The organism is Xenorhabdus stockiae, from assembly GCF_002632825.1.
In the GTDB taxonomy this organism is placed as follows: Bacteria; Pseudomonadota; Gammaproteobacteria; order Enterobacterales; family Enterobacteriaceae; genus Xenorhabdus; species Xenorhabdus stockiae.
In genome coordinates this window covers 96,496-113,306 of record NZ_NJAJ01000004.1, presented here as the reverse complement: position 1 = coordinate 113,306, position 16,811 = coordinate 96,496, and the positions used below count along the sequence as shown (strand labels likewise).

Below are 16,811 nucleotides of genomic sequence, written 5' to 3'. Positions count from 1 at the left end.
ACAATGGATTTCAAGATGCATCGCAGCGGCAAGGGAGCTCATCTCCAGGAGCATAGATAACTATGTGACCGAGGTGAGTGAGCGCAGCTAACAAAGAGGCAACTTGAAAGACGAAGTGTATATACTGAATAGACCCTATAAATACATCAATAGATACATAAAGCTTAGTTTATTAATGAGGCGTTTTTTCATGCGGGATCGCAATTTCGATGATATTGCAGACAAATTTTCGCGTAATATTTACGGCACCACCAAAGGTAAAATCAGACAAGCCGTTGTCTGGCAGGATATCGAAGAATTGCTGAATCATTTGCCTCAACGATCTTTGCGTATTTTGGATGCAGGGGGCGGTGAAGGGAATATGGCCTGTCAGCTCGCTGAATTAGGCCATCAGGTTATATTATGTGACCTTTCCGAAGAAATGATCCAACGGGCAAAAAGTAACGCTGAAGAGCGGGGAGTTCTTCAGAAGATGCAGTTTATTCAGAGCCCGGTACAGGATATTCATCAACATATTACTCAGCCTGTTGATCTAATCCTATTCCATGCGGTATTGGAATGGATCACCGATCAAAAAGATGTGATAGAAATATTGGGTGATATTATTACGCCCGGTGGTGCGCTCTCATTAATGTTTTATAATGCTAATGGGTTGGTTATGCGCAATGCCATTCTGGGTAATTTTCATTTAGCAACGCCAAATATTCAGCGTCGTCGGAAACGTTCCCTGTCGCCACAGAATCCATTAATACCTGAACAGGTATATCAATGGCTCACTGAACTTAATATGGAAATAGTGGGTAAAACCGGAGTCAGGGTCTTTCACGACTACCTGCAAAGCCGCCAATTGCAAAATACAGATTTTCCGGCGCTGCTTGAGCTTGAACAGCGTTATTGTAGACAAGAGCCTTATATTAGCCTTGGGCGCTATATTCATGTGACAGCACGCAAGCCTACCTTAAAGAGCGAATTATGAGTGAATATTCCCAGACTGTTCCTGAACTTGTGTCCTGGGCCAGAAAGAATGATTTTTCCATTTCGTTGCCACCGGAGCGGTTGGCTTTTTTAATGGCAATTGCCGTACTGAACAATGAACGTCTTGATGGCGAAATGAGCGAAGGAGAGCTGATTGATGCTTTCCGGGAAGTTTGTAAAGGTTTTGAGCAGACTTCAGAAGCCGTGGCGGTCAGGGCAAATAATGCAATTAACGATATGGTAAGGCAAAAGCTACTTAACCGTTTTACCAGTGAACTGGCGGATGGTAGCGCTATCTATCGTTTAACCCCATTAGGCATTGGCATTAGCGACTATTATATCCGTCAGCGTGAATTTTCCACGTTGCGTCTTTCTATGCAGCTTTCCATTGTTGCCAATGAACTACATCGTGCGGCCGAAGCGGCTGAAGAAGGTGGTGATGAATTTCACTGGCATCGCAATGTATTTGCTCCTCTTAAATATTCGGTGGCTGAAATTTTTGACAGTATTGATCTGTCACAGCGCATCATGGATGAGCAGCAAAACAGTGTAAAATCAGATATTGCAGCCTTGCTCAATCAGGACTGGCAGGCTGCTATAGCAAATTGTGAGCAATTATTGTCCGAAACCTCCGGAACTCTGCGGGAGCTTCAGGATACTCTGGAGGCAGCGGGCGATAAATTACAGGCTAATCTGCTGCGGATCCAAGATGCCAACATGATGAGTGGCGGTTCTGAACTGGTGGATAAGCTGGTTTTTGATCTACAAAATAAACTTGACCGCATTATTAGCTGGGGACAGCAATCCATCGATCTCTGGATCGGTTACGACCGACATGTCCACAAGTTCATCCGGACAGCGATTGATATGGATAAGAACCGCATTTTTGCCCAGCGTCTCCGCCAATCTATCCAGAATTACTTTGATAACCCGTGGGTGCTGAATGTTGCCAGTGCAGAGCGTCTGCTGGATATGCGTGATGAAGAACTGACATTACGCAATGAAGAAGTCATGGGTGAATTGCCACCAGAAATGGAATACGAAGAATTTAATGAAATTCACGAGCAACTGGCGGAAATGGTAGAACAGGCACTGGCAATTTACCAACAGGCTAAACTCCCTCTGGATTTGGGCGCTGTATTGCGTGATTACCTTGCCAAATATCCACAAAAACGTCATTTTGATGTTGCACGTATTCTGGTGGATCAGGCAGTACGACTGGGCGTTGCAGAAGCAGATTTCTCTGGGTTGCCAGCGGAATGGTTAGCGATTAATGATTACGGAGCCAAGGTGCAGGCACATGTCATCGACACATATTGAACAATTTATGCCAGTTAAACTGGCTCAGGCATTATCCAACACACTTTTCCCAGAATTAGACAGCCAGCTTCGTTCAGGGCGTCATATTGGAATGGATGATCTTGATAATCACGCTTTTCTGATGGATTTTCAGGAAGAGCTGGAAACATTTTACTCGCGTTATAACGTCGAATTGATCCGTGCACCAGAAGGTTTTTTCTACCTGCGGCCGCGTTCAAATACGCTGATCTCCCGCTCTGTTTTATCTGAGCTGGACATGATGGTGGGTAAAATTCTGTGTTACCTCTATCTCAGCCCGGAGCGCTTATCTAATCAGGGAATATTCACTTTTCAGGAACTGCATGAAGAGCTGTTGTCACTGGCTGATGAAAACAGACTGATGAAATTGGTGAATCAGCGTTCAACTGGCTCAGATTTGGATAAACAAAAACTACAGGAAAAAGTACGCACTTCCCTGAACCGCCTGCGTCGTTTGGGGATGGCCTATTTCCTACAAAATGACAGCAATAAATTTATGATTACCGAAGCGGTATTTCGTTTCGGTGCAGATGTACGTAGCGGTGATGATCCACGTGAAGCTCAGTTACGGATGATCCGTGATGGAGAAGCAATGCCAGTGGAGAGCAGTTTATCGCAGGAAGGTAATGAACACGAAGAAGCACCAACGGATTCAGCCACAGGTGCGGAGGATGAACAGTCATGATTGAACGCGGTAAATTTCGCTCACTGACACTCGTTAACTGGAACGGTTTTTTTGCCAGAACATTTGATCTTGATGAACTGGTAACGACTTTATCCGGGGGTAACGGCGCAGGTAAATCTACAACGATGGCGGCATTTGTCACCGCATTAATTCCGGATTTAACACTCCTGCATTTCCGTAATACGACGGAAGCAGGTGCAACCAGTGGCTCCCGTGATAAAGGTCTGCACGGTAAACTGCGGGCAGGTGTCTGTTATTCTACGCTGGATGTGGTCAATTCCCGCCACCAGAGAATTATTGCTGGTGTACGCTTACAACAAATTGCAGGGCGAGACCGAAAAGTTGATATTAAACCCTTTATGATTCAGGGTGCCCCTGCTTCAATACAGCCAACACAACTATTGACTGAAAACATCAACGAACGTCAGGCGCGGGTTCTGCCACTGAATGAACTGAAAGAGCGCGTCGAAGAAATGGATGGTGTTCAGTTCAAACAATTTAATTCCATCACTGATTACCATGCCCTGATGTTTGATTTGGGGGTGATCCCGAAACGCTTACGTTCTGCCAGTGATCGCAGCAAGTTTTATCGCCTGATAGAAGCATCGTTGTATGGTGGTATTTCCAGCGCGATTACACGTTCATTGCGTGACTACCTATTACCAGAAAATAGCGGAGTCAGAAAAGCATTCCAGGATATGGAAGCCGCTCTGCGTGAAAACCGTATCACACTGGAAGCTATCCGCGTCACTCAATCTGACCGTGACCTGTTTAAGCACCTTATTACCGAAGCGACAGCTTATGTTTCTGCTGACTATATGCGCCATGCCAATGAACGTCGCGTTCATCTGGATGAAGCGCTGGCTTTACGCAGTGAACTGTTTGGCAGTCGGCGGCAGTTAGTGACGGAACAATACCGCCATGTAGAAATGGCGCGGGAACTGACAGAACAAAATGGCGCATCCTCTGATCTGGAAATGGATTATCAGGCAGCCAGCGATCATTTGAATCTGGTTCAGACAGCCATGCGTCAGCAGGAAAAAATTGATCGTTATCAGGCTGATATCGAAGAGCTGACTTATCGACTGGAAGAACAGACCGAAGTCGTTGAAGAAGCGAAAGAGATGCAGGCGGAATATGAAGTTGCATCTGAGGCCGCAGAACAGGAAGTTGATGAATTAAAAAGCCAGCTTGCTGATTATCAGCAGGCACTGGATGTTCAGCAGACCCGCGCTATTCAGTATCAACAGGCATTGCAAGCGCTGGAGCGAGCTCGTGAGCTTTGCCAGCTTCCTGAGTTATCGGCAGAGAATGCTGATGAATGGCAGGAGACTTATCAGGCCAAAGAACAACAGGCAACCGAAACACTGTTAGCATTGGAACAAAAACTCAGTGTGGCTGATGCTGCTCATAGTCAGTTTGAGCAGGCTTATCAGTTGGTGAAAAATATTGTTGGTGAAGTCAGCCGTAGTGAAGCATGGCACAGTGCCCGTGAAGTATTGCGTGAATGGTCATCTCAGCGCCATCTGTCAGAGCGTGTTCAACCGCTTCGTATTCAGTTGGCTGAGCTGGAACAGCGTCTTAACAGCCAGCAAAATGCAGAACGCATGCTGGAAGAATTCTGTAAGCGTTATCAGCAGCAATATCAGCCAGAAGATTTGGAAATGTTGCAGGGTGAGTTAGAAGCTCAGTTGGAAGAATTAAGCCTGACTGCTAATGAAAGCGGTGAATCTCGCATGCAGGTGCGTCAGGAACTCGAACAACTTAAACAGAAAATACAGGCGCTGACTGCCCGTGCGCCAGTCTGGCTGGCAGCACAGGAAACACTGGACCAGCTTTGCGAGCAGAGCGGTGAGAATTTTGAAAACAGCAATGATGTCACGGAATATATGCAGCAATTGCTGGAGCAGGAACGTGAAATCACGGTTGAACGTGATAATGTCTCGACACAGAAACGTGAACTGGAAAAACAGATTGAACGGCTGAGCCAGCCAAGTGGGGCGGAAGACAGCCGTTTGCTGGCTCTGGCGGAACGTTTCGGTGGGGTTTTGTTGTCAGAAATTTATGACGACATCACCATTGATGATGCACCTTATTTCTCTGCGCTCTACGGCTCAGCACGTCATGCGATTGTTGTACCGGATCTTTCATTGGTACGCCCACATCTGGAAGCATTAGAGGACTGTCCGGAAGATCTCTACCTGATCGAAGGAGATCCACAATCGTTTGATGACAGTGTGTTTGATTTTGAAGAGCAGGAAAATGCTGTTCTGGTTAAATCCTCTGATCGTCAGTGGCGTTATTCTCGCTATCCTGAAGTCCCTTTATTCGGACGGGCGGCAAGGGAAAATCGTCTGGAAGCGCTCAGTCTGGAGCGTGATACGCTGGCAGAGCGTTATGCAACACTCTCATTTGATGTGCAGAAAATCCAGCGTGCACATCAGGCCTTCAGCCGTTTTGTCGGTAAACACTTGTCGGTGGCATTTGATAGCGATCCGGAACTGGAAATCCGTACTCTGAACCAGCGGAGAACAGAGCTGGAGCGAGAGCTGTCACAATTTGAGTCCCGCACACAACAGAATCAACAAAAACTGGCTCAGGTAAAAGAGAGCCTGTCTGTACTCAATCGGTTGATCCCACAAATTACGATTTTGCTGGATGAAACCCTGACTGATCGGGTGGAAGCTGTACGTGAAGAAATGAGCGAAGCACAGGATGCGGCTCGTTTCCTGCAACAGCACGGCAATACCCTGAATAAACTTGAACCGATGGTATCGGTTTTACAAAGTGATCCTCGCCAGCATGAGCAATTGCAGCGGGATTATGAAATGGCGAAACACAGCCAAATCAAAGCCAAACAACAGGCGTTTGCCCTGACTGAAGTTGTACAGCGCCGTGTGCATTTCAGTTACAGCGATTCAGCCGGAATGCTCAGTGAAAATAGTGACCTGAACGATAAATTGCGTCAGCGTCTTGAACACGCAGAATCTGACCGCAGCCGTGCCCGTGAACAACTTCGTCAGCAGCAATCACAAAGTGCTCAGTTTAGTCAGGTTCTGGCTTCCCTGAAGAGTTCTTATGACACCAAGCAGGATATGCTGAAAGAACTTGAACAGGAGATGAAAGATATCGGTGTACAGGCTGACGCTAATGCGGAAAATCGTGCCCGTGAACGCCGTGATCAGCTTCATGCCGCAGTACAGGCCAATCGTTCCCGAGTCAATCAGCTTGAGAAGCAGATCGCATTCTGTGAGGCGGAAATGGAAAACCTCCAGAAGAAACTGCGCAAATCAGAACGTGATTATTATCAGAAACGTGAGCAGGTTGTATCCTCTAAAGCAGGTTGGTGTGCTGTGATGCGGATGGTGAAAGATAATGGTGTTGAACGCCGTCTTCATCGCCGTGAACTGGCTTACATGGATGCTGATGCACTACGTTCAATGTCGGATAAAGCACTGGGTGCCCTGCGTCTTGCCGTAGCAGATAATGAACATTTACGTGATGCGTTGCGTCTGTCTGAAGATCCAAAACGCCCTGAGCGTAAGATTCAGTTCTTTGTGGCTGTTTATCAGCATCTGCGTGAGCGGATCCGTCAGGATATTATCCGTACTGATGATCCGGTTGATGCGATTGAGCAGATGGAAATCGAACTTGCGCGTTTAACCGAAGAGTTAACGGCACGTGAGCAAAAACTGGCGATCAGTTCTAAGAGTGTGGCTAATATCATCCGTAAGACTATTCAGCGTGAGCAGAACCGTATCAGAATGCTGAATCAGGGATTACAAATGGTCTCCTTCGGTCAGGTAGGCGGTGTGCGCCTGAATGTGAATATACGTGAAAGCCACGCTGTTTTACTGGATGTGTTGTCTGAACAACAGGAACAACATCAGGATCTGTTTAATAGCCAGCGTTTGACCTTCTCAGAAGCAATGGCCAAACTTTATCAGCGCTTAAATCCACAAATTGATATGGGGCAGCGTTTACCTCAGACAATTGGTGAAGAATTACTGGATTATCGTAATTACCTTGAATTAGACGTTGAGGTGAACCGTGGCTCAGATGGCTGGCTAAAAGCGGAAAGTGGAGCGCTTTCCACCGGTGAGGCCATTGGTACAGGGATGTCGATTCTGGTTATGGTAGTGCAGAGCTGGGAAGAGGAATCCCGTCGTCTGCGTGGTAAAGATATTTCCCCATGTCGTTTGCTATTCCTTGATGAAGCAGCGCGTCTGGATGCGAAATCTATCGCCACACTGTTTGAATTATGTGAACGCTTACAGATGCAGCTGATTATTGCCGCACCGGAAAATATCAGTCCGGAGAAAGGAACTACGTATAAATTAGTACGTAAGATCTTTAATAATCAGGAACATGTGCATGTTGTTGGTTTACGTGGCTTTGGGCAGGAAACGCCGGCTATTGAACAGCGGCAGGAACAGGCTCAGGCGATATTCTGAAAATAATTTCTCTCTGAGTGAGTAAGTTAAAGCCGTCATTGATTATATGACGGCTTTTTAATTTATGAAGATAATAATCACGTTTTGAAATATGTGCATTAAATCTCATTTTCTTGAAATAAGAGTGCTTATCATTCCCTCCCATTGTGATCAGGATGAGAAGAAGGAAAAACAATGCGTAAAGTAGTGTTAGCATTTAGTGCAATTGCCCTTGCTGTTGGTTTAAGTAGTACTGCTCAGGCAAAAGTACAAGTACCGGAACAAGTCAGCTCAGGGGTCACTACAGTAGAGCTTTCCCAACGTCAGGCGGTACACTGGGTTTCAGTGGAGCAGATTGAAAAAAGTTTGCAAAGTAAACCCCCCATGTCTGTGGGATTCGATATAGATGATACAGTACTGTTTTCCAGTCCCGGATTTTATCGAGGTCAACTGGAATATTCGCCGAATGATAATAGCTACCTGAAAAACCCGGAATTTTGGGAGAAAATGAACAATGAATGGGATAAATTCAGTATGCCGAAACAGGTTGGCATCGATTTGGTTCAGATGCACCTGAAACGCGGTGATGACATTTATTTCATTACTGGCCGTACCAGAACTAAAACAGAAACAGTCACTAAATATTTACAAGAAGACCTTCATATCCCAGCCGATAAAATGAATGCTGTTATCTTTGCAGGAGATGATCCCGGCAAAAATAATAAAATCAGTTGGATGAGAGATCATAACCTGAAAATCTATTATGGCGATGCTGATGCTGATATTGCCGCAGCTCGTGAATTAAATATTCGTGGTATTCGTATCTTGAGAGCATCAAATTCCTCCTATCAGCCTTTACCTAAAGCAGGAAAATTTGGAGAAGAAGTCGTTATTAACTCAGAATATTAATTGAAACATTTATCATGTTTATTTATTATTAAAGGCACTTTGAGTGCCTTTTCTTTTTTATAACTAATATAAGTTAATTTATTATAACAATAATTTTCTTTTAGTTCATGTAATTGGATATAATTGGGGGGCTTTCTGTCTTAATAAGTAATTATGTATATAATTACTACTATTCTCTTCTGATAACATTGGTCTGCCGATAATTAGAATAAGTCATTGGATAGCCAAATATACCCAGTAAATTTCATGTGTGGTTTCATGGCTGATAAATACAGTCGGTAAACTCGTCACTACGAAAAAGGGGTATACATAAAAGCGAGGTGAACTCTTATGGCAAAGAATACGGTAAGGTTACTAAAAGTTTCTTTTATCTGTAGTATTTTAGTAGTATCAGAGGGAGCCTTTGCAAGTCAACAAAACGTATTGATAGCAAATGATGCCCAGCCATTATCATGGGGGCAAAAAAAAGTAGATACTGATGTCACTTCTACTCAAATGGCTCCTGTGTCTTTATCAAGTTCTCCGGAAGAAAATAAAGTTCAGTTACTAGAATTATTACCTAAACAAGTAAAACCGATATATTATCAACAATTATCACGATTATATTCAGTAAATAATATGAAACCGTTATGGCGGGATGAAACTGCCATACAAAATTTTAAAGATCAATTGCTTGATTTGTCGTTAGCCGGGTTTCAGCCTCAATTTGGTAAATGGATGATACAACTTAATTCACCCGAATTAAGTGAAATGGGACGGGATATTATTCTATCTGATGCTATGTTAGGTTATCTTCACTATATTAATAATATTCATAATAAAGGGGATTCATGGTTATATGGTAAAACTCCATATAAAATCGATTTACCCCCGAATAGTTTAATTGAAAAGTGGCAACAGCACGTTAAGAATAATAATCTCAGCAATTACATTTCGTCATTATCACCTAACCATTCTATGTACGAACAGATGCGTAATGAGATGCTAAAACAATTGAAGGACAAACAGCCGTGGTCTGAATTTTCAATGAAAGAAACATTAAGGCCGGGGCAAAGTAGCCAGAGTGTTATTGCGCTGAGAAATATATTGGTCCGTTCAGGTACTTTAGAATCTTCAATAGTTAGCCCTGAGAATAAATTTTATAATAAAGAGTTAGTTGCAGCAGTAAAGCGTTTTCAGTCTTTACACGGCTTAGCTGCTGATGGAGTCATCGGGCAATCGACAAGAATATGGTTAAATACCACCCCGAAAACTCGCGCAAGGATCATGGCATTGAATATGCAACGGTTGCGCATCATTCCTGATAACCTTCCTACCGCAATTTTAGTGAATATACCTGATTATTCATTATTTTATTATTTGAATGGCGAAGAGGTATTAAGTTCTAAAGTCGTTGTTGGGCGTCCAAGCCGAAAAACACCAATTATGAGTAGTGAACTGAATAATGTAGTGATTAATCCTCCCTGGACGGTTCCTGTCAGCATGACCCGCAAAGATATAGCACCGAGAGCCATGCGTGACCCCAGTTATTTTCGCAGCCGTGGTTATACAGTATTTTCCAGTTGGAGCAGTGATGCAGCCGTTGTCGATCCTTCTTCAATTAACTGGGGAGTCATAACTCCCGGTAATTTCCCTTACCGGATACGGCAGGCACCTGGCCCAACAAACTCATTAGGCAGATTCAAGTTTAATATGCCAAATTCGGAAGCAATATATTTGCATGATACACCAAATCAGGCTTCATTTAAGCGTGAAATGAGAGCGGTCAGTTCAGGGTGTGTCCGTGTTAATAAAGCACCTGAATTAGCTAATATGTTATTAGGTGATGCTGGTTGGAATAAAGGAAAAGTCAATAATTCTTTGAAAACGTGGGCAACAAAATATGTGAATATACCGAAAAGAATCCCGGTATTCCTTTATTACCAGACAGCCTGGGTTGATGAAAAAGGAAAACCACAATATCGTGCTGATATTTATGAATATGATAGCCATGCCAGACAAAAATATGAACTGATATCTCAGGTTTTGGTAGCCAGATAATACTCTTATTTTTGTTAAATTATAAATGGAAAAAGTTAATAATATATTTTAGCAGTGAGGAATATTCTCACTGCTATTTTTTTACCTGTCATCTCTCCCACACTTTGATTTTTTCTTTTAGTTATTGCACATTTACTAAATTAATAGCTTGCATTAACTAAATATAAATATTTAAATTCAGTTTAATATACTCGATAAACTTCAAGTTACAACGGGTAATATAAAGTGAGTCCTTATATCTCCCCGCGCCGCGAAGAGATATAACGCGTATCTTGAAGTTGAATAGGTATAAAAACTCTATTCTGTAAATCAGAATAAATACATCAACTAAAAAATTTACATTAATGTACAAAAATAGTAAAAGCTACTTTTTTGTTCGTTGCGGTTTTGTTAATTGATTGGTGTTAAATGTTAATATATTTTTGAAACTATCTAAGAATCAGAGAAAGCAGTAGAGCACAATATATGAATAATATTGATCATAACCGCCGTAAGTGGCTCGGCGTAAGTATGGTTGCATTAGGGTTAGGTTTATTGCCCCAACATGCACTAGCCACACTGACAACACCACGCCCCAGGATCCTACGGGTAGATAATCTCCATACCGGAGAAACAATTAAAGCCGAGTTTTTTGACGGGCGTCATTATAATAAATCTGAACTTATTAGACTGAATTATTTATTCCGTGATTATCGCCAAAATGAAACAAAGAAAATTGATCCAAAATTATTTGATCAAATTTACCTGTTACAAATGATGATGGGAATAAATAAACCAGTTCAGTTAGTTTCAGGATATCGTTCATTAAAGACGAATAATATGTTGCGTCATGCAAGTTCAGGTGTGGCAAAACACAGTTACCATACCCGCGGTCAGGCAATGGATTTTCATATTGATGGCATGGAGTTATCACATATCCGTAAAGCCGCATTGAAAATGAAAGCTGGTGGAGTAGGGTTTTACCCAAAAAGTAATTTTATTCATATTGATACAGGCCCGGTCAGGACGTGGTAATCTTATTATATCTTTCATATTTCAAGTGGACCGTAAAAGGGCTTGAAAGATGACGAATATATTAAGAATTTGTCCTGATTGTGGAGTGTAAACAATACAATGAAATACCACATAATGCCTGTCACCGTTGCGATGCAGAATTGTACGTTGATCTGGTGCGATGAAACGCTGGAAGCTGCAATTGTTGATCCGGGAGGTGAGGCTGAAAAACTGATCGCTGAGATTGAGAGGCGGGGAGTAAAGTTAACCCAAGTTTTGCTGACACATGGTCATTTTGATCATGTTGGTGCAACCGTTGATATCGCTAAACATTTTAATGTACCAGTACATGGGCCGCATAAAGGTGACGCTTTCTGGATAGAGGCGTTAGAGGTTCAATGCCAGATGTTTGGCGTTGAAGAATGCCCATCTTTTACCCCTGAACGTTGGCTGGATGATGGGGATACTGTAAAAGTTGGTAATATTCAGCTTTCTGTTTTACATTGCCCGGGGCATACTCCGGGGCATATTATTTTTGCCAATCATGCTGATAAATTAATCTCGATGGGAGATGTGCTGTTCAAAGGCAGTATTGGCCGAACAGATTTTCCGGGTGGGAATCATGATGAATTGATCCAATCCATCAAAGAGAAAGTTCTGGCTTTGGGGGATGATTATCAATTTATTCCGGGTCATGGCCCAATGTCAACGTTGGGGCATGAACGGAAAACGAATCCATTCTTACAAAGCTGACCAATAATTTTTTACTCAGAATTTCTGAGTATTACAGATAATTGGAAAGAAAAAGCCGCTTTTCAGCGGCTTTAATATCAATATAGGATTGTGTGTACTAATGCAACTTACAGTACAGCAACAATCGCTTCACACAGGGGAACCATGTTCTCCAGTGTTAAACCAGCTACGTTAATACGGCCGGAGCTGACTGCATAAACAGCATATTCTTCACGCAGGCGTTCAACTTGTTCTTTAGTCAGGCCGCTGAATGAGAACATACCATTTTGCGCACAGATGAAGCTGAAATCTTGTTTTGCACCTTTTTCTTGTAAGGTGTTGACGAACAACTGACGCATACGCTGAATGCGCTCACGCATTGTTGCCAGTTCCTGAATCCATTCTGCTTTCAGTTCTTCGTTGGACAGAATTGTCGTAACAACAGAAGCACCGTGAGCCGGTGGGTTAGAATAGTTGGTACGTACAATAAATTTAGCCTGACTGAATGCTTTCTCTGCGGTATCGCTGTCTGCTGCAACGATAGTACAGGCACCAACACGCTCATTGTACAGGCCAAAGTTTTTGGAGTAAGAGCTGGCAACGATCAATTCATTATGATTTTTGGCAAAAATGCGCAGACCTTCTGCATCTTCATCCAGACCTTTAGCAAAACCCTGATAAGCGAAATCGAATACAGGCAGCCAGCCATTTGCCGCAGATAAATCTGCCAGTTTCTGCCACTGCTCAGGAGTTGGGTCGATACCAGTCGGGTTGTGGCAGCAGCCGTGCAATAGAACAACATCACCAGCTTGTGCTTCAGACAGACTTGCCAGCATGCCTTCGAAATTCAGAGCGTGTTTTTCTGCGTCGTAATAGTTATATTCGCGGATCTCTAAACCTGCGCTGGAGAAAACACCTTTATGGTTTGGCCAGGTTGGGTTGCTGATCCAAACACGTTTGGCATTAGTTTGCTTGGAAATAAAATCAGCGGCAGTACGCAGTGCGCCTGTTCCGCCTGGGCTTTGTACGGTACGGGCACGTTTTTCAGTAATGATGGCACTGGTGTTGCCAAAGAGCAGTTCCTGAGTCACACGACCAAACTCTGGTAATCCGCTGATTGCCAGATAATTTTTAGTAGTTTCGTTTTCCAGCAGGAATTTCTCTGCTTTTTTAACGGTGGTCAGGACAGGAGTTTTACCGGTTTCATCTTTATAGACACCGATACCCAGATTGATTTTATTTTCGCGAGGATCAGCTTTAAAGCTATCAGCTAAACCAAGAATAGGGTCGGCAGGCGCTGCTGTGATTTTTTCAAACATTTTTTTATTCCAAAATTTGGAGAGTTAAGCCCGAAATAAATTATACGCTGCTCAGGGTAACCCTAAGAAATCGATTTGCCAACCACTTGTAGCAAAAAGAATAAAATCTTGTGAAGTAGTTTACGGAGTGGAGAAAAGAGTCTGAAAAAACAGAGAGATGAAATGCAAAAAGCAGCGCCGGAGCGCTGCTTTTCTGAGATAAATGGTTTAGCTTTTCGCTAAACTGTTTATCAGCGGTGATTAGAACTGATAAGTCAGACCAACACCGAATACGTTGCGAGCGTTTGCATCGCCACCTTCGTTTTTGTCCAGCAGGTTGATTTTGTAATCAACGTAAGTAGACAGATTTTTGTTAAAATAGTAGTAAGTACCTACAGAAACATATTTAACCAGATCTGCGTTAACAGTGCTTCTTGGTTCACCTACATTTTTAGCTTGAGACTGAACATAAGCCAGAGATGGTTTCAGGCGGTAGTCAGCAAAAAAGTACTGTGCAACTGCTTCGAAGTTCCGAGTTTTATTGGCAATCACGTCAACTGTAACGTTTTTCTCGCCAACTTTAACGTCTGCAGTACCAGCAGAAGTCATATTGCGAGTTTCACCGAACATAGCCGCCAGATAAACATTGTTCGCATCGTATTTAGCACCGATGTTCCATGCTTCAGCGCGTTTGCCGAAAGCAGTGGAAGTCCATTGATCACCAGCACGCGTAGAGTTAGCGTAAGAAGCACCAACATTGATGCCGTAACCTACGTCATAGGTAGCAGACATACCGTAACCGTCACCATTTGCTGCAGCTCCAGTACGACCGTTTTTGGTACGAGCACTGTTTTGACCCTGATACTGCAGAGCAATATTCAGGCCATCAACCAGACCGAAGAAGTCAGTGTTACGGTAAGTCAACAGACCAGTCGCACGGCCAGTCATATAGTTGTCAGTTTTAGCCATGGAATCACCGCCAAAGATTGGCAGTACGTCAGTCCATGCGTTAACATCGTAGTTTACGCCGTAGTTACGACCGTAGTCCAGTGAGCCATAGTTAGCGAATTTCAAACCTGCGAAAGCCAGACGAGTTTTAGTTTCCTGAGAACCTTCTGCGCCGTTAGCATTCAGGTTGTATTCCCAACGACCGAAACCAGTCAATTGGTCAGAGATCTGAGTTTCGCCTTTGATACCGATACGAGCGTAAGAATCGTCGCCATCTTGGCCGCTTCTTTTATCAGCGAACTGGTGACGAACGTCTACTTTACCGTACAGATCCAGTTTGTTGCCGTCTTTGTTAAAGACTTCAGCTGCGTTTGCTGTACCAGCAACCAGCAAAGTTGGAATTACCACTGCAAGAATATTGCGCTTCATTATTATTACCCTCATTGGTGTTATTTAGACATCTGGCACACATTGAAAACAGAACACTAAAATTTTTGGAACTATTTGTGGGTATCAGGTGTCTTATTAATCTGCGCTCAGTGTTCCATTGGTTATGGCTTTTATCCACCCTCAAAATGCTACAAAAGTACAAAATTAGTAACAAACTGAAAAAATATATTACAAAATGTAAATGTCAAGGAACTTTTTTTGCACTGTTTTGGCGATAAAATGAAAAAAGCCAACTTTCGCTGGCTTTTCTCAGGATTGATTTTTGGTTATTTTTCGGACGGATTCATTAGAAACTTGCGTTTCTTGGCGTTCTTGGGAATGGGATAACGTCGCGTACGTTTGAGACACCCGTGACATAAGCCACCAGACGTTCAAAGCCCAGACCAAAACCAGAGTGAGGGACGGTGCCGTAACGGCGCAGATCACGGTACCACCAGTAATCCTCTTTATTCAGCCCCATCTCTTCCAGACGCGCATCCAGCACATCCAGACGCTCTTCACGCTGAGAACCACCAATGATTTCACCAATGCCCGGTGCCAGAACATCCATTGCCGCGACAGTTTTACCATCTTCATTCATACGCATGTAGAACGCTTTGATGTCTTTTGGATAGTTCTTCATGATGACTGGCGCACCAAAGTGCTTCTCTGCCAGATAACGCTCATGCTCAGATGACAAATCAACACCCCAGTAAACCGGGTTTTCGAATTTATGACCGCAGTTTTCCAGAATTTCAATAGCATCTGTGTAATCCAGCTGGACAAAGTCAGAATCGACAAATTTTTCCAGGCGGGTAATAACTTCACTGTCAACTCGCTCTGCAAAGAATGCCAGATCGTCAGCACGCTCTTCCAAAGCCACTTTAAAGACATATTTCAGCATATCTTCAGCGAGCTTAGCGATATCATTCAGATCAGCGAAAGCAACTTCTGGTTCAAGCATCCAGAATTCGGCCAGATGGCGGCTGGTATTGGAATTTTCAGCACGGAAAGTCGGTCCGAAGGTGTAAACTTTACTTAATGCACAGGCATAAGCTTCACCGTTTAACTGACCGGATACAGTCAGAAAGGCTTCACGACCGAAGAAGTCTTTGCTGAAATCAACTTCACCTTTATCAGTCAATGGCAGGTTTTGCATGTCCAGAGTGGAAACGCGGAACATTTCACCTGCACCTTCTGTATCTGAGGCTGTGATCAGAGGTGAAGATACCCAGAAGAAACCTTTTTCGTGGTAAAAACGATGCAGTGCTTGCGCCAGTGTGTGGCGAACACGTGCAACGGCACCAATCAGGTTAGTACGTGGGCGAAGGTGAGCGACTTCACGCAGATATTCGATACTGTGGCGTTTTGCTGCCATCGGATAAGTATCAGGCTCTTCCACCATACCAACGACCACAATGTTGGTTGCCTGTAATTCGAAACTCTGGCCTTTACCCTGTGATTCCACAACAGTACCGGTTACTTCTACAGAGCAGCCGGTTGTGAGGTTCAGAACTTCATCCTGATAATTAGGCAAATTATTATTAACGACGGCCTGTAAGGGATTAAAGCAGGAACCGTCATAAACGGCGAGGAACGAGATACCAGCTTTAGAATCTCTCCTTGTACGTACCCAGCCGCGGACGGTGACTTCGCTGCCAACCGGAACACGGCCTTGCAGTACATCGACTACAGGCGCTACGCTCATAAATTTCTCTCTTCTTTATAATAGGTAATTAATATAGATAACTAGACTTACTGTAAGTCGTGCCAAACGGCACGATGACTCCTTATCTTACTTGTCCTTTCACAGGAAACAAGTAGAAATTAAGGGGGTTAAGGAGGAAATAAAGGGAAAAGTTGTTTTTTATCGGCGTAACCAGAAAGAGAGTGATTACGCCGATAAAGTATCGCTATACACTTCGTCTTTCAAGTTGCCTCTTTGTTGGCTATGTTCGCTCACCCCAGTCACATAGTTATCTATGCTCCCGGGGATTTACTCCCTTGCCGCCGCGATGCATCTTGAAATCC

The 16,811-nt window shown here is 43.5% G+C and carries 11 protein-coding genes; 8 read left to right on the top strand and 3 right to left on the bottom strand.

What is annotated here, in order from left to right:
* Positions 1 to 190 precede the first annotated feature (190 nt).
* From cmoM to Xsto_RS02620, 8 genes are all read left to right on the top strand, one after another.
* Positions 191 to 976: a tRNA uridine 5-oxyacetic acid(34) methyltransferase CmoM gene (gene cmoM / locus Xsto_RS02655; RefSeq protein WP_099110706.1), complete on the top strand. Its 786-nt coding sequence runs from the start codon at positions 191 to 193 to the stop codon at positions 974 to 976.
* Complete coding sequence (gene mukF / locus Xsto_RS02650) at positions 973 to 2,295, top strand: chromosome partition protein MukF (protein WP_099124017.1); 1,323 nt, start codon at positions 973 to 975, stop codon at positions 2,293 to 2,295. Before cmoM ends, mukF begins: the two co-directional genes overlap by 4 nt.
* Positions 2,276 to 2,998, top strand: a complete 723-nt coding sequence (gene mukE / locus Xsto_RS02645) for a chromosome partition protein MukE (RefSeq protein WP_099124016.1) — start codon at positions 2,276 to 2,278, stop codon at positions 2,996 to 2,998. The genes mukF and mukE overlap by 20 nt, the downstream gene beginning before the upstream one ends.
* Positions 2,995 to 7,452, top strand: a complete 4,458-nt coding sequence (mukB, locus tag Xsto_RS02640; RefSeq protein WP_099124015.1) for a chromosome partition protein MukB — start codon at positions 2,995 to 2,997, stop codon at positions 7,450 to 7,452. Before mukE ends, mukB begins: the two co-directional genes overlap by 4 nt.
* A 174-nt stretch (positions 7,453 to 7,626) precedes the next feature.
* Complete coding sequence (gene aphA, locus Xsto_RS02635; protein WP_099110710.1) at positions 7,627 to 8,340, top strand: acid phosphatase AphA; 714 nt, start codon at positions 7,627 to 7,629, stop codon at positions 8,338 to 8,340.
* A 330-nt stretch (positions 8,341 to 8,670) separates the two neighbouring features.
* On the top strand, positions 8,671 to 10,380 hold the full coding sequence (gene ldtD / locus Xsto_RS02630) for a L,D-transpeptidase (protein ID WP_099124014.1): 1,710 nt from the start codon (positions 8,671 to 8,673) through the stop codon (positions 10,378 to 10,380).
* 465 nt (positions 10,381 to 10,845) lie between these two features.
* Positions 10,846 to 11,394, top strand: coding sequence for a peptidoglycan L,D-endopeptidase MepK (gene mepK / locus Xsto_RS02625; RefSeq protein ID WP_099110712.1), 549 nt, complete (start codon positions 10,846 to 10,848; stop codon positions 11,392 to 11,394).
* A 99-nt stretch (positions 11,395 to 11,493) separates the two neighbouring features.
* Positions 11,494 to 12,126 carry an MBL fold metallo-hydrolase gene (locus Xsto_RS02620; RefSeq protein ID WP_099124013.1) on the top strand — a complete coding sequence of 211 codons (633 nt, stop codon included), beginning with the start codon at positions 11,494 to 11,496 and terminating at the stop codon, positions 12,124 to 12,126.
* Between the two features lie 107 nt (positions 12,127 to 12,233).
* Here the strand turns inward: Xsto_RS02620 and Xsto_RS02615 are convergent, their stop codons facing one another.
* The 3 genes from Xsto_RS02615 to asnS all read right to left on the bottom strand — a co-directional run bounded on the left by Xsto_RS02615 (position 12,234) and on the right by asnS (position 16,488).
* Positions 12,234 to 13,424, bottom strand: coding sequence for an amino acid aminotransferase (locus Xsto_RS02615; protein WP_099124012.1), 1,191 nt, complete (start codon positions 13,422 to 13,424; stop codon positions 12,234 to 12,236).
* Between the two features lie 240 nt (positions 13,425 to 13,664).
* Entirely contained in the window at positions 13,665 to 14,780 is a 1,116-nt protein-coding gene (locus Xsto_RS02610) for a porin (protein ID WP_099124011.1), read from the bottom strand.
* 307 nt (positions 14,781 to 15,087) lie between these two features.
* Positions 15,088 to 16,488, bottom strand: coding sequence for an asparagine--tRNA ligase (gene asnS / locus Xsto_RS02605; protein WP_099110716.1), 1,401 nt, complete (start codon positions 16,486 to 16,488; stop codon positions 15,088 to 15,090).
* Positions 16,489 to 16,811: the final 323 nt, after the last annotated feature.